A 13,351-nucleotide genomic window follows, 5' to 3' on the forward strand; every position below is an offset into this window, starting at 1 on the left:
CGCGAATGAATTCGCTCCCACAGCCGTAGCCCATTCGCCCCCTAAAACCGGGCGTTCCGACGAAACCTGTAGGGGCGACTTCAGTCGCCAAGCGGGCCGCAGGCCCGCCCTACACGACCAAAGCCCATGCATGGGGTCCTAAGGCCGCCACACCGCACTCCCGACATCCACCCGCTTCGGCAGCAGCCGGTTCTCCAGGAACAGGTCCGCCGTGCGCTGCTGGGCGGCGGCGATGTCGTCGGTGACCGGGCCGATGGGCGAGGCCGGGCGGTGCTGGAAACTGCGTTCGATCACCGCCGGGGGTAGGCCCATGAACTTCGCCAGCAGGGCGATGCTGCCGTCGCGGTCGCTGCGGGTCAGGGCCTCGGCCTCGGAGATCACCCCCAGCACCTGCTGCACGAACGCCGGGTCGGCCTCGGCGTAACCCCGCGCGGCCAGGTAGAAGGGCCCGCTCAGCCCCAGCCCCTCGCCATTGGCCAGCAGCCGTGCATGGCCCTCCAGTTCCATGGCCGAGTAGTAGGGGTCCCAGATCGCCCAGGCGTCCACGCTGCCCTGCTCGAAGGCAGCGCGGGCATCCGCCGGGGTGAGGAACAGCGGCTGGATGTCGGCCATGGACAGCCCCGCCGCCTTGAGCGCGCGCAGCAGCAGGTTGTGGGCGCTGGAGCCCTTCTGGAAGGCCACCTTGTGCCCCTTGAGCTCGGCCACCGAGCGGATCGGGCTGCCCTCCGGCACCAGGATCACCTCGGCCTGGGGCTTGGGCGGTTCGGCGCCGACGTAGAGCAGGTCGGCCCCGGCGGCCTGGGCGAAGATCGGCGGGATGTCGCCGGTGGAGCCCACATCCAGGCTGCCGACGTTGAGCGCCTCGAGCATCTGCGGGCCGGCGGGGAATTCGATCCACTGCACCCGGGTGGCGGGGAAGCGCTGCTCCAGCAGGCCGTGCTCCTTGGCCAGCACCAGGCTGGCGGAGCCCTTCTGGTAGCCGATGCGCAGGGTCGAGGGGTCGGCCAGGGCGCCCTGTGCCAGGGCCAGCAGCGCCAGCAACGCGGCGCCCAGTCGAAGTCGTTGCATGCTCAGGCCTGCCAGTCGGTGGAGGGTTTTTCCCAGAGGTTGATGCCGCCTTCCACGGCGTGGCGGTCGATCTCCGCCAGCTCCTCGGCACTGAAGGCGAGGTTGTCCAGGGCGGCGACGTTCTCGACGATCTGCTCCGGGCGGCTGGCGCCGATCAGCGCCGAGGTCACCCGTGCATCGCGCAGGGTCCAGGCCAGCGCCAGCTGGGCCAGGCTCTGGCCCCGGCGCCGGGCGATCTCCGCAAGGGCGCGAGCGCGGGCGATGTTGGCCTCGGCCAGGTGCTCCGGGCGCAGCGAGGCGCCGCCGGGGCGGTTGACCCGCGCATCCGCCGGTACGCCGGTGAGGTACTTGTCGGTGAGCAGGCCCTGGGCCAGCGGGGTGAAGGCGATGACGCCGGTGCCCAGTTCCTCGGTGGTGGCCAGCAGGTCCTTCTCCACCCAGCGGTTGAACAGGTTGTAGGCCGGCTGGTGGATCAGCAGCGGCACCTTCCATTCGCGCAGCAGCGCGGCGAGCTCGCGGGTCTTGCCCGCCGAATAGGACGAGATGCCCACGTACAGCGCCTTGCCCTGCTGCACCGCGCTGGCCAGGGCGCCGGCGGTTTCCTCCAGGGGCGTGTCGGGGTCGAAGCGGTGGGAATAGAAGATGTCCACATAGTCCAGCCCCATGCGCGCCAGGCTCTGGTCGAGGCTGGCGAGCAGGTACTTGCGCGAGCTGCCGCCCTGGCCGTAGGGACCGGGCCACATGTCCCAGCCGGCCTTGGTGGAGATCACCAGCTCGTCGCGGTAGGCGCGGAAGTCTTCCTTGAGCAGGCGGCCGAAGTTGATCTCGGCGCTGCCGTAGGGCGGGCCGTAGTTGTTGGCCAGGTCGAAGTGGTTGATGCCCAGGTCGAAGGCGGTGCGCAGCAGGGCGCGCTGGGTGTCGAGGGGCGTGGCGTCGCCGAAGTTGTGCCACAGCCCCAGGGACAGGGCCGGCAGCACCAGCCCGCTGCGGCCGACGCGGCGATAGGGGATGCGCTCGTAGCGGTCGGGGGCGGCGATATAGGTCATGGAAGTGTCTCGCTTCAGGTTGTCGGGGCCGCGCTGGCGCGGGGCCCCGGTGAATGTCAGGCAGGGCGGGCGAAGCGGTTCGCCGGCCGCGCCAGGCCGAGGTGTTCGCGCAGGGTGCGGCCCTGGTACTCGGTGCGGAACAGGCCGCGGCGCTGCAACTCCGGCACCACCTGGGTGGCGAAGTCCTCCAGGCCGGCCGGCAGGTGCGGCACCAGCACGTTGAAGCCATCGGCGGCGCGGCCTTCGAACCAGGCCTGCAGCTCGTCGGCGATCTGTGCCGGGGTGCCGATCAGGCTGTGGTGGCCGCGCCCGCCGGCGATGCGCCGGCCGAGCTGGGCCAGGGTCAGGTTCTCCTGGCCGGCCAGCTCGGTGAGCAGCTTCTGCCGGCTCTGCTGGCCGTCCTGGGTCAGCGGCAGCTCGGGCAGCGGGCCATCCAGCGGGTATTCGGAGAGGTCGAAGTTGCCGAGCATGCGCCCCAGCAGGGCGACGCCGACGCGGGGCTCCACCAGCGCCTGGAACTGCTCGAACTTCTCCTTCGCCTCGGCCTCGCTGGCGCCGACGACGACGAAGGCGCCGGGCATGATCTTCAGCTCGTCCTCGCGGCGGCCGAACCTGGCCAGGCGCCCCTTGAGGTCGGCATAGAAGGCCTGGGCCTTGGCCAGGGAGGTCTGCGCGGTGAACACCACGTCGGCGGTCTCGGCGGCCAGCTCGCGGCCGGTCTCCGAGGAGCCGGCCTGCACCACCACCGGGCGGCCCTGGGGCGAGCGGGCGACGTTGAGCGGGCCCTGCACGCGGAAGTGCTCGCCCTGGTGGGCCAGCACGTGGAGTTTGTCCGGGTCGTAGTACTGGCCGCTGGCCTTGTCGCGGAGGAAGGCGTCGTCCTCCCAGCTGTCCCACAGGCCGGTGACCACCTGATGGAACTCCCGGGCGCGGGCGTAGCGCTCGGCGTGGCCCAGGTGGGCCTCGCGGTTGAAGTTGAGCGCCTCGGCGGCGGCGTCGGAGGTCACCAGGTTCCAGCCCGAGCGGCCGCCGGAGATGTGGTCCAGCGAGGCGAACTTGCGCGCCACGTGGTACGGCTCGTTGTAGCTGGTGGTGACGGTGCTCACCAGGCCGATGCGCTCGGTGACGGCGGCCAGGGCGCTGAGCAGGGTCAGGGGTTCGAAGTAGGTGGAGCGGGCCATGTGGCTGGCGATGTCGCCGGTGGGCGCGGCGACGCTGTCGGCGACGAACAGGGCGTCGAACTTCGCCGCTTCGGCGATGCGTGCCAGGTGTCTGTACTGGGCGAAGTCGAGGGTGTCGGCGGGAACGTCCGGGTGGCGCCAGGCGGCCACGTGGTGACCGGTGGCCATCAGGAAGGCGCCGAGGGAGAGCTGTCGGGATCGGGTCATGGTGTCGTTACCGGGGTCGGTGGGGGTGCCGCCCGGCCGCTCTGCGGCGGCTCGGGCGGTTCCTGCACGCAGGCGCGGGTCAGAAGTCGAAATCCTTGCGCAGCTGGACGCCGAAGTAGCGCTCGTCGTCGCGCGGCACGGCGCGGTAGATGTAGCTGCCGCCGCTGGCCAGGGACTGGGCGTAGGAGGTGTCGGCGAGGTTCTTGCCCAGCAGCGCCACGCGCCAGCCGGCGTTGTAGTCGGCCAGGGCGATGCTGGCGTTCCAGATGCCGTAGGTGTCCTGCACGGTGTCCGGGTTCTGGTCGAGGCTGAACTGCACCTCGTCCTGCCAGCTGTAGTCGGTGGACAGTTCCACATCCAGGCCGTTGTCCAGCGGGATGCTGTAGTCGGCGCGCACGTAGGCCTTCCAGTCCGGGGTGAAGGGCAAGCGGCCGCCGTCGATGTCGCAGGTGGCGGCGGCGCCGGGCGGGCAGTTGAAGTGGTCCACCCGCGCCTTGGTGTAGGCCAGGGCGGCGGACAGCTTGAGCTGGCGGGTGGCCTGGAAGCTGGTGTCCAGCTCCACGCCCTGGGTCTTCACGCTGCCGGCGTTGATCAGGCGGGTCACCACCTGGTTGGCCACGGTGTCGAAGAAGTTCGCCTGGTAGTCGTCGTAGTCGGTGTGGAACACCGCCAGGTTGGCGCTCAGGCGCTTGTCCAGGGCGGTGGCCTTGAGGCCCAGCTCGTAGGAGTCGGAGGTCTCCGGCTTGAGCGCCCCGGTGTCGCGCGGCTGCATGTTGAAGAACACGTTGTAGGCCGGGCCCTTGTAGCCGCGCGAGTAGGTGGCGTAGCCCATCAGGTCGTCGCTGAAGTCGTACTGCAGGCCGGCGCGGCCGGACCAGCCGTCCTCGTCCACCGAGCCTGAGCTTGCGGTGGAGGGCTGGATGCCGGTGACGGCGGTGGCGGAGGTGGACGTGCGGCGGTGGTCGTACTCCAGGTCGTCGTGGGTCCAGCGCAGGCCGAACAGCGCGCGGAAGTCGTCGGTGAGGTTGAAGGTGTTCTCGCCGAACAGCGCGAGGCTGTCGTTGGTCACGCTGTAGTCGGCGCGGCCGCTGTTGGGGGTGCCGCCGTTGACCGAAAGGCGCCGGTAGGTCTCCTCGGAGCGGCCATGGAAGTAGTAGGCGCCGACCACGTATTCGTTGAAGCCGCCTTTGGGCGAGGCCAGGCGGAACTCCTGGGAGTACTGGTCGTAGTCCACCTCGCCCTTGTCGTGGGAGGCGGTCAACGGCAGCTGCGCCGAGCGGTCGCCGTCCTGGTACTGGGTGTTGTCCCAGCCGCGCCAGGCGGTGATGGAGGTGAGGTTGAAGTCGCCCAGCTTCCAGTCCACCTGCCCGGACAGGCCGCTGTTGGTGTCCTCGACGTAGGTCTTGTAGTCGCTGCGGATGTCGCGGTTGTGGTCGCTCGGCACCACCGGGCGCAGGGCGCTGGCGAAGGCCGCGCTGCTGGTGGAGGTGATCACGCCGCTGGGCAGGGTGTCCTCGCCCTCCATGCGGTCGGCGATCAGGGTCACCTTGAGCGCGTCGTCCGGCTCGAACACCAGCTTGCCGCGCACGCCCTTGCGGTCGTAGCCGTTGACGTCATGGCCGTTGGCGACGTTCTCGACGTTGCCGTCGTAGCGCCCCAGCAGGGTGCTCAGGGAGCCTTTCAGGGTGTCGCTCAGGCGTCCGCCGATGCCGAAGCGCAGGCGGTTCTCGTTGCCGCCGCCGAAGTGCGAGTAGTCCACGTAGCCGTGGCCCTGCTCGGGCGGGTCCTGGCTGACGATGTTGAGCACACCGGCCGAGGCGTTCTTGCCGAACAGGGTGCCCTGGGGGCCGCGCAGCACTTCGATGCGCTCCAGGTCCAGCAGGTCCAGGGTGGATTGCCCGGGGCGGCCGAACACCACGCCGTCCACCACCGTGGCCACCGTTGGCTCGACCCCCGGCGAGGTGGAGATGGTGCCGACGCCGCGGATGAACAGCGAGGTGTCCTTGTTGGAGGCACCGGTGCGGTAGTTGAGGGTCGGCACCTGCTGGACGATGGCGCTGACGTTGTTGCGGTTGTCGCGCTCCAGCTGCTCGCCCTGCACCACGGAGACGGCCACCGGCACGTCCTGCAGGCTGGCTTCGCGGCGGGTGGCGGTGACGGTCACCGTCTTCAGCGTGGGCGCGGCCTTCTGGCCGTCGGCGGTGCTGTCGGGGGTGCGCTCGGCGGCCCCGGCGGCGCTCCCCAGCGCCGCCAGGAGGATGCCGATGGCCAGCGGGCTGCGGCGCCCGCCGTGGGAGGTGCGAAGGCCGCGCGGTGCGGCCGGATTGCTGTGGATGCTCATGCTCGTTTCACTGCCCTGCGGAGACCAGACGTGCCTGCTACTTGGCAGGCTCCTTGTGGGCTGTCGCGGTCTGGTCTCGCTCGTGCGAGTGGCAGCAAAAAGGCAGACAGCCGTTGTTTGTTAGCGCTAACATCGCCAGTATCCGAGCGACGCCAATAGATCGTCAAATAATTAAAAATTACTTTTATATGCCTACAAGGATGGTCAATCCATGAGCAGCCCCCGCAAGCGCCGAGGCGCGGGACGCGTCACCCTCAGCGCCGTGGCCGAGCGCGTCGGCGTTTCCGCCATCACCGTGTCGCGCTACTTCAACCAGCCGGAGCAGGTCTCCGAGGAACTGCGCGGGCGCATCGAAACGGCGGTGGCCGAGCTGGGCTACGTGCCCAACCTGGTGGCCGGCGGCCTGGCCTCGGCGCGCGGGCGCATCGTCGGCATGGTCATCCCCAACATCTCCGGGCCGATCTTCGCCAACACGATCCAGGGCTTCAGCGACACCCTGGCGCGTCACGGCTACCAGCTGCTGCTGGCCTCCAGCTACTTCTCCGAGGAACAGGAAGAGAGTGCCGTGCGCGCCTTCCTCGGCTGGTCGCCGGCGGCCCTGGTGGTCACCAGTCATTTCCACAGCCCCGGCACCGAGAAGATGCTCGCCGAGGCGGACATTCCGGTCGTCGAGGTCTGGGACTACCAGCCCGAACGCGCGCCCATGCAGGTGGGGTTCCTCCACCGCAACGTGGGCGTCGCCGCCGCCCGCTACCTGCTGGACAAGGGGCACACGCGCATCGCCTTCGTGCAGAACAGCGCCGCCGGCGACTTCAGCGCCCTGGACCGCCGCGACGGTTATGCCGACACCCTGCGCGCCGCCGGCCATGAGCCCTGGGTCTTCGTGCCCAGCAGCGGGCTGGCACCCTTCGAGGCCGGCAAGCAGGCCATGGAGGCGCTGATGAAGCGCTCGCCACGGCCGGACGCGATCATCTTCGCCAACGACAACCTCGCCGCCGGCGGCCTGCTCGCCGGCCAGCGTGCGGGCCTGGACCTGCCGGGCGACTGCGCGGTGATGGGTTTTGGCGACTACCCGTTCGCCGAGATGCTGCTGCCCAGCCTCACCACCATCCGCCCGCCGGCGCTGGAGATCGGCGAGCGCGCCGCCACTCGCGTGCTGGAGGCGCTGGGCGTGCTGCCGGTGGAGGGCGAGGTGGAGCGCCTGAATCTGCTCGACTGCCAGGTCATCGCCCGGGAAAGCGCGTAGAATCCGCGCCCCCTCGCAACAAGCCCTGCCTCTTGCCATGAATCCCTCGACCCTCCTCTCCCTCCCCCTGCTCGCCCTGGCCCTTGGCGGCTTCGTCGTCGGCAGCAGTGAATTCATCATCATGGGCCTGCTGCCCGAGGTGGCCCAGGACCTCTCCGTGAGCCTCTCCGACGCCGGCCTGCTGGTCAGCGCCTACGCCATGGGCGTGGTCATCGGCGCGCCGCTGCTGGGCCCGCTGCTGGGGCGCCTGCCACGGCGCCAGGCGCTGCTCTGGCTGATGGGCGCCTACGCCCTGGGCAACCTCGCCTGCGCCCTGGCCCCCAGCTACGAATGGCTGCTGGCGGCGCGCATGTTCACCGCCTTCAGCCATGCCGGCTTCTTCGGCTGCGCCACCCTGCTGGCCGCCGAGCTGGCACCACCCCATCGCCGCGCCTCGGCCATGGCGCTGGTGCTCAGCGGGCTGACCATCGCCAACGTGCTCGGGGTGCCGGCCGGCGCCTGGCTGGGCCAGGCCACCAGCTGGCGGGTGACCTTCATGGTGGTGGCGGGCCTGGGCCTGCTGACGCTGCTGGCGCAGTTCCTCTGGCTGCCGGCCACTGCCAGGCCGCAGCCCAATGCCGCCGGTGCCTGGGACGGCATCTTCCGGCGTCCGGTGCTGCATGCGCTGGGGGTGTGCAGCCTGTCGTCGGTGGCGCTGTTCGGCGTGTTCACCTACATCAGCCCGCTGCTGCGCGATGTCTCCGGCTTCAGCCCGGAGCACGCCAATTTCGCCCTGCTGCTGTTCGGCATCGGCCTGACCCTCGGCAACCTGCTGGGCGGGCGCCTGGCGGACAAGGGCTTCCGCTTCGCCCTGCCCGGGGCCTTCGCGGTGAGTGCGCTGTGCCTGGTGGGGCTGTTCGTCTTCGCCCAGGTGCCGGTGCTGGCGCTGGCCTGCCTGTTCCTCTGGGGCGTGGCGAGCTTCGCCATCTCCTCGCCGCTGCAGTTGCTGCTGGTGGAACAGGCCGGCGAATCCGCCAGCCTCGCCGCCACCCTCAGCCACGCGGCCTTCAACCTGGGCAACGCCAGCGGCGCCTTCGTCGGCGGCCTGTGGCTGAGCACCGGGATGGGCCTGGCCAACCTGCCGCTGATGGGCGGGGCCGTGCTGGTCGCCACCCTGCTGGTGTGCCTGCCCCTGCCGCGCCTGCGCGCCACCCGCGAGCGGCTGAAGGAGGCAGGGCGGATTCATTGATCCAGGCCCCGCGAGATGAAGCGTCCGTGGGGTGGATCGCGCTTCTCCGATCCACCGTCCAGCTCCGAGCCGCGCGCCGTGCATCGGCGCGATGGGCTTCGCATAGCTCAGCCCATCCTGCGGGCGGTATGAGCCGCACCTGCGTGATGACGGTTGGGAGGGTTCGCGGTACGGAACCCCGGGAGCTGCGGGATCGGCCCGGGCGGGCTAGGCTCTGGCCTTTCCCACGCAACTGGAGCACGGACATGGAAGCGGAACGCCAGGCCATCGAGGCGGTGGTACGGGATTACGTGGAAGGCATGGTGCGGGCGGACGCGACGCTGTTGCGCAGCGCCTTCCACCCCGACAGCCGAATCGTCGGGCACTTCGGCCCGGACCTGCAGTGGCTCTCGCCGGAGGCCTTCATCGCCGACCTGCAGGCCAGGGGCCCGGTGGTGGCCGAGGGCGAAGCGCCGGTGTGGCGGCTGGAGTCCCTGGACCTCACCGGCGACACCGCCCTGGCCAAGGTCACCGACGTCTACGCCGGCCTGGACTTCACCGATTACCTCTCGCTGCTGAAGATCGACGGCCGCTGGCGCATCGTGCACAAGCTGTTCCACCTGCACGGCTAGGGCCTGCCTCCGGGTGAGTCGCACCGATCCACCCCTTGCCCTCTCGACGCCCTACCCCGCCAGCACCTCGGCGAACAGCTGCCGCAGGTTATCCACATCGTTGGCGGCCAGCTGGCGCAGTTGCAGGGCGAGCTGTGCATAACTCGGCGCGGGCGGCAGGTTGAGGTGCTGCGGCAGCACCTCCTCGCCATCGCTGACCAGCAGCGCGAAGTGCACGCTGTTCTCCAGCTCGCGGGTATTGCCCGGCCAGGGGTAGCTCTCCAGCGCCGCCTGGGCGGCGGTGCTGATCAGCGGCAGCGGCAGGTCCAGGCGCTGGGCGTAGATGCCGAGGAAGTACTCGGCCAGCGGCAGGATGTCGTCCGGGCGTTCGCGCAGTGGCGGCAGCTCGACCCGGCCTTCGTCCAGGTACTGGTACAGGCGCTCGTTGAACTTGCCGGCGGCCACCGCCTTGGCCAGGTCGATGCTGGTGGCGGCCACCAGGCGCACGTCCACGGGCGTGGGCTGGGCGGCGCCGACGCGGATCACCTCGCGGCTCTCCAGGGCCGCCAGCAGCTTGGCCTGCAAGGGCAGCGGCAGGTCGCCGATCTCGTCCAGGTAGAGGGTGCCGCCGTTGGCCGAGCCGAACCAGCCGGCGCGGCTGCTGGCCGAGCCCGCGTGGGCACCGGGCGCGTGGCCGAAGAGTTCGGCCTCGGCGTAGACCTTGCTGATGGCGCTGCAGCTGACCGCCACGAACAGCCCCGGGCGCTCGCTGCCCTTGTGGATCTGTCGCGCCAGCAGCTCCTTGCCGGTGCCGGTCTCGCCCTGGATAAGCACCGGCACGGCGGCCGGAGCCAACTGTTCGACCTCCTCGCGCAGGCGCCGCGAGCGGGCATCGACGAACACCAGCGCGCGGGCGCGGATGCTCAGGGGGCTGCGGTCGGCGTCGGCGAAGCTCAGCAGCGGTTGGCCGGGTTTTTCCTGGGTCATGGACGAAATCTCCCGCCGGGCCTGGCTGCGAAGCAGCGGGCCCTGGCGTCACATTGAAGAATGAGCCTGTTCAGGGTCGAGCGCGCTGGGGATGAACAAGGCGAAAACAGCCGGGGGGTGGAGTCCACGAGCTGCAAATGAGCGAGCCCGAAGCCGTTTTCAACGCAGTTGTTCCGACGCGCAGCCGATCCCGGGCAGGTTCTCAGGCGCGCTTGCGGGCCAGTTGCTCGATGCGCCCCTGCAGGCGGTAGAGGTAGGCGAAACCCTGCTCCCAGAGGTGGTGGCCGGACTTCACGTTGATGTGCCCGGCGCCCGCGAGGATGGCCGGCTCGGCGCCCCAGTGGCGGGCCAGTTCCAGCGCGCGCGGCGTGCTGGCGGCGTGGTCGTTGTCCGAGCCCACCAGCAGCGTGGGGAAGGGCAGCGATGCCTGGGGAATGGGGGCGAAACCGCGCAGCGGCTCGGGGCAGCCGGGGCGCTCGACGTCGGCCGGCGCCACCAGCAGCGCGCCACGCACCCGGCGCAGTACATCCGGGTCGGCCTCCCTGGCCCAGTGGGCGACGGTGACGCAGCCCAGGCTGTGGGCGATGAGGATCACCGGTGTGCGCTCGGCGTCGATGGCGCGCTCCAGCGCCGTGACCCAGTCCTTGCGCTCGGGCAGGTCCCAGTCGGCCTGCTCGACGCGGCTGGCGTTGGGCAGTGTGCGTTGCCAATGGCTCTGCCAATGCTCGTCTGGCGAGCCCTGCCATCCCGGCAGGATCAGGTAGCGAATGGCCTGGCTGCGCATGGCGAGCCCTCCGTGCAATGTTTCGACGAAGGGGAGTCTAGGGGCTGCTCATATATCTGTTAAGGAATAAGAATTTATTTGCTTATGCATTATTAGCTTATTCACTAAAGGTCCCATCGGGTTCGCGGGCGCGAGCTTGTAGGATGGCCTCTTCGCTCCAGCCACCCGGACGCGGTGCCATGCAGATCGACGACGAACTCACCCTGAAGAAGTTGCAGACCTTCCTCGCCTTCATGCGCAGCGGCAACCTCTCCCGCGCGGCGGTGGAGCTGAACACCAGCAACGTCAGCGTGCACCGCGCCATCCACTCCCTGGAGAGCGCCCTGCGCTGCCCGTTGTTCAAGCACGAGGGGCGCAACCTGACGCCGCTGGAGAGCGCCTTCGTGCTGGAGGAGCGCGCGCAGAAGCTGGTGCAGGACGTGCTCGAGACGGTGCGCCTGACCCGTGAAGCGGCAGGCTTCTCGGCCGAGCGCTTCAAGCTCGGCTCGCTCTATTCGCTGACGGTGAAGACGGTGCCGCAGCTGATCATGGGGCTGAAGCTGCGGCGCAGCGAGCTGAACATCGACCTGATCCTCGGCTCCAACGTCGATCTTTTCTACAAGCTGAAGAACATGGAGCTGGACGCCATCCTGGTGTCCCTCGACGAGGGCGTGAGCGATGCCGATTGCGAGCAGCTGCCGCTGTTCTCCGACGACATCTTCCTCGCCGTGCCCACCGACTCGCCCTTCGCCGGCCAGCCCGAGGTGGACCTGGCGGACCTGGCCGACTCCACCTTCATCACCCTGACCCAGGGCTTCGCCACCCACCGCGATGGCGGCCGGGTGTTCGAGCAGGCGGGCTTCGAGCCGAAGGTGGCCATGCAGGTGAACGACATCTTCACCCTGCTCAGCATGGTCAGCTCCGGGGTCGGCTACGCCCTGCTGCCCGGGCGCATCGCCGCGGTGTACGAGAACCGCGTGAAGCTCATCCCGCTGCAGGCGCGCTACCGCCTGCAGCAGCACATAGGCGTGGTTTTCCTCAAGGCCAAGGAGCGCGACCCGAACCTGCTGGCGCTGCTGGCCGAGTGCCGGATGTACAGCCTGGCGCGCGGGGGGTGAGGGCAGCAGAGACGTGGCCCGGGCTTCAGCCCGGGAAAACCCGCGGCTTCCTTACAGCATCACCCACTGCAGCACCGCCAGCAGAGGCAGCAGCACGGCGCAGGACCAGAGCAGGTAGCCGAAGAAGCTTGGCATCTTCACGCCGCGCTGCTCGGCGATGGCCTTGACCATGAAGTTCGGCGCGTTGCCGACGTAGGTCATGGCGCCCATGAACACCGAGCTCATGGAGATCGCCAGCAGGGTCTGCGGCAACTGCTCCATCATCACCCGCGCATCGCCGGAGGCGAGGTTGAAGAACACCAGGTAGGTGGGCGCGTTGTCGAGGAAGCTGGAGAGCACCCCGGTCATCCAGAAATACATGGTGTCCAGCGGTTGGCCATCGGCCCCGGTGACGGCGGCGACCACCGCCGCCAGGTGCCCGTCGTGGCCGGCGCGGAGGATGGCGATCAGCGGGGTGAGGGTGATGAAGATCCCGGCGAACAGCTTGGCCACCTCGACGATCGGCCCCCAGTTGAATTCGTTGCCCTTGCGCGCCCAGCCGGGGGTCAGCCACAGCGACAACCCCGCCAGGGCCAGCAGCAGGCCGTCGCGCACCAGGTTCTGCAGCTCCACGCGGATGCCGGGCAGCTCGAAGCCGACGCCCGGCTTCCACACCCCCGACAGCAGCACCGCACCGACCACGCCGGCCAGCAGCAGGAAGTTGAATTGCCCGTGCACGTACAGCGGCGTATCGGGGGTGGGGTCGGCGGGAGCCAGTTCGTCCTCGCGGCTGAAGAGGTAGCGATCGATCAGGTAGAAAATCGCCAGCAACGGCAGCGCCATCGCCAGCACCGGCAAGGCCATGTGCTTCAGGGTCCAGAAGAAGTCCACGCCCTTGAGGAAGCCGAGGAACAGCGGCGGGTCGCCCAGCGGCGTGAGCCCGCCACCGACGTTGGCCACCAGGAAGATGAAGAACACCACCACGTGGGCGTTGTGCCGGCGGTTGTCGTTGGCGCGCAGCAGCGGGCGGATCAGCAGCATGGCCGCGCCCGTGGTGCCCATCACCGAGGCCAGCAGCGTGCCCAGGGCGAGCAGCCGGGTGTTGAGCCAGGCCGAACCGTGCAGGTTGCCCTGCACCAGGATGCCGCCGGAGATGGTGAACAGCGCCAGCAGCAGCACGATGAAGGGCAGGTATTCGGCGAACAGCACGTGCATGCCCATGGCCAGGGTCGCGTGGGGGCCGAAGCTGGCGATGAAGGGCGCCAGGAACAGCAACGTCCAGCCGGCGGTGATCTTGCCGAAATGGTGGTGCCAGAAGTCACCGGCGATGATCGGCAGCAGCGCGATGCTCAGCAGGATGCCGGCGAACGGCAGCGCCCAGAGCAGGCTAAGGCTGGCGCCGTCGATCTCGGCGGCCTGGGCCAGGCCGGGCAGGAGCAGTAGCGGGATGAGCAGGCGGGCTCGCAGTACGGGCATCGGGACGACCAGGCTGGGTGGGACGAAGACGGCGCGGCGCCCCGGCGGGCCGCCGCGCCCCGACGAGAGCGGGGATGCTAAACCAAAGCTCGGCCCCGACCTAGCAGGCTGTCGAAAAGCC

Annotated in this window: 11 protein-coding genes; 4 read left to right on the forward strand and 7 right to left on the reverse strand. The window is 69.5% G+C overall.

Annotation, left to right across the window (positions count from 1 at the left end; translation table 11 throughout):
• Positions 1-138: 138 nt before the first annotated feature.
• The 4 genes from WFQ67_RS15180 to WFQ67_RS15195 form a co-directional block, all read right to left on the reverse strand.
• Positions 139-1,068, reverse strand: a complete 930-nt coding sequence (locus tag WFQ67_RS15180; protein ID WP_337057371.1) for a sulfonate ABC transporter substrate-binding protein — start codon at positions 1,066-1,068, stop codon at positions 139-141.
• A gap of 2 nt (positions 1,069-1,070) precedes the next feature.
• Positions 1,071-2,114 carry an L-glyceraldehyde 3-phosphate reductase gene (mgrA, locus tag WFQ67_RS15185; RefSeq protein WP_337057372.1) on the reverse strand — a complete coding sequence of 348 codons (1,044 nt, stop codon included), beginning with the start codon at positions 2,112-2,114 and terminating at the stop codon, positions 1,071-1,073.
• A gap of 56 nt (positions 2,115-2,170) precedes the next feature.
• Positions 2,171-3,502 (reverse strand): LLM class flavin-dependent oxidoreductase, encoded by a 1,332-nt coding sequence (locus WFQ67_RS15190; protein WP_337057373.1) that lies wholly within the window; start codon positions 3,500-3,502, stop codon positions 2,171-2,173.
• Positions 3,503-3,581: 79 nt separating this feature from the next.
• A complete protein-coding gene (locus tag WFQ67_RS15195; RefSeq protein WP_442969594.1) occupies positions 3,582-5,837 on the reverse strand; it encodes a TonB-dependent receptor in 2,256 nt (751 codons plus the stop codon).
• A gap of 217 nt (positions 5,838-6,054) precedes the next feature.
• On the opposite strand from WFQ67_RS15195, the gene WFQ67_RS15200 reads away from it, so the two are divergent.
• From WFQ67_RS15200 to WFQ67_RS15210, 3 genes are all read left to right on the forward strand, one after another.
• A complete protein-coding gene (locus WFQ67_RS15200) occupies positions 6,055-7,089 on the forward strand; it encodes a LacI family DNA-binding transcriptional regulator (RefSeq protein ID WP_337057375.1) in 1,035 nt (344 codons plus the stop codon).
• A gap of 37 nt (positions 7,090-7,126) precedes the next feature.
• Positions 7,127-8,317 (forward strand): MFS transporter, encoded by a 1,191-nt coding sequence (locus WFQ67_RS15205; RefSeq protein WP_337057376.1) that lies wholly within the window; start codon positions 7,127-7,129, stop codon positions 8,315-8,317.
• 245 nt (positions 8,318-8,562) lie between these two features.
• The gene (locus tag WFQ67_RS15210; RefSeq protein ID WP_213627158.1) at positions 8,563-8,928 is read left to right on the forward strand and encodes a nuclear transport factor 2 family protein; all 366 of its coding nucleotides are present in this window, start codon (positions 8,563-8,565) and stop codon (positions 8,926-8,928) included.
• A gap of 51 nt (positions 8,929-8,979) precedes the next feature.
• Here the strand turns inward: WFQ67_RS15210 and WFQ67_RS15215 are convergent, their stop codons facing one another.
• Positions 8,980-9,894, reverse strand: coding sequence for a sigma-54-dependent transcriptional regulator (locus tag WFQ67_RS15215; RefSeq protein WP_337057378.1), 915 nt, complete (start codon positions 9,892-9,894; stop codon positions 8,980-8,982).
• A gap of 202 nt (positions 9,895-10,096) precedes the next feature.
• Positions 10,097-10,678: an RBBP9/YdeN family alpha/beta hydrolase gene (locus WFQ67_RS15220; RefSeq protein ID WP_337057379.1), complete on the reverse strand. Its 582-nt coding sequence runs from the start codon at positions 10,676-10,678 to the stop codon at positions 10,097-10,099.
• Between the two features lie 179 nt (positions 10,679-10,857).
• On the opposite strand from WFQ67_RS15220, the gene WFQ67_RS15225 reads away from it, so the two are divergent.
• Positions 10,858-11,775 (forward strand): LysR family transcriptional regulator, encoded by a 918-nt coding sequence (locus WFQ67_RS15225; RefSeq protein ID WP_213627152.1) that lies wholly within the window; start codon positions 10,858-10,860, stop codon positions 11,773-11,775.
• Between the two features lie 51 nt (positions 11,776-11,826).
• On the opposite strand, the gene WFQ67_RS15230 is transcribed toward WFQ67_RS15225, so the two are convergent.
• Positions 11,827-13,230 (reverse strand): sodium:proton antiporter, encoded by a 1,404-nt coding sequence (locus WFQ67_RS15230; protein ID WP_337057381.1) that lies wholly within the window; start codon positions 13,228-13,230, stop codon positions 11,827-11,829.
• Positions 13,231-13,351 lie beyond the last annotated feature (121 nt).

It is taken from the genome of Pseudomonas sp. USHLN015 (genome assembly GCF_037153275.1).
Taxonomy (GTDB): domain Bacteria; phylum Pseudomonadota; class Gammaproteobacteria; order Pseudomonadales; family Pseudomonadaceae; genus Metapseudomonas; species Metapseudomonas tohonis.

Bases quoted from the DNA above. Each gene is read 5' to 3' on its own strand.
- WFQ67_RS15220 (WP_337057379.1), bottom strand. From the start codon at position 10,678: ATGCGCAGCCAGGCCATTCGCTACCTGATCCTGCCGGGATGGCAGGGC.
- WFQ67_RS15215 (WP_337057378.1), bottom strand. From the start codon at position 9,894: ATGACCCAGGAAAAACCCGGCCAACCGCTGCTGAGCTTCGCCGACGCC.
- mgrA (WP_337057372.1), bottom strand. From the start codon at position 2,114: ATGACCTATATCGCCGCCCCCGACCGCTACGAGCGCATCCCCTATCGC.
- WFQ67_RS15180 (WP_337057371.1), bottom strand. From the start codon at position 1,068: ATGCAACGACTTCGACTGGGCGCCGCGTTGCTGGCGCTGCTGGCCCTG.
- WFQ67_RS15230 (WP_337057381.1), bottom strand. From the start codon at position 13,230: ATGCCCGTACTGCGAGCCCGCCTGCTCATCCCGCTACTGCTCCTGCCC.
- WFQ67_RS15190 (WP_337057373.1), bottom strand. From the start codon at position 3,502: ATGACCCGATCCCGACAGCTCTCCCTCGGCGCCTTCCTGATGGCCACC.
- WFQ67_RS15225 (WP_213627152.1), top strand. From the start codon at position 10,858: ATGCAGATCGACGACGAACTCACCCTGAAGAAGTTGCAGACCTTCCTC.
- WFQ67_RS15205 (WP_337057376.1), top strand. From the start codon at position 7,127: ATGAATCCCTCGACCCTCCTCTCCCTCCCCCTGCTCGCCCTGGCCCTT.
- WFQ67_RS15200 (WP_337057375.1), top strand. From the start codon at position 6,055: ATGAGCAGCCCCCGCAAGCGCCGAGGCGCGGGACGCGTCACCCTCAGC.
- WFQ67_RS15210 (WP_213627158.1), top strand. From the start codon at position 8,563: ATGGAAGCGGAACGCCAGGCCATCGAGGCGGTGGTACGGGATTACGTG.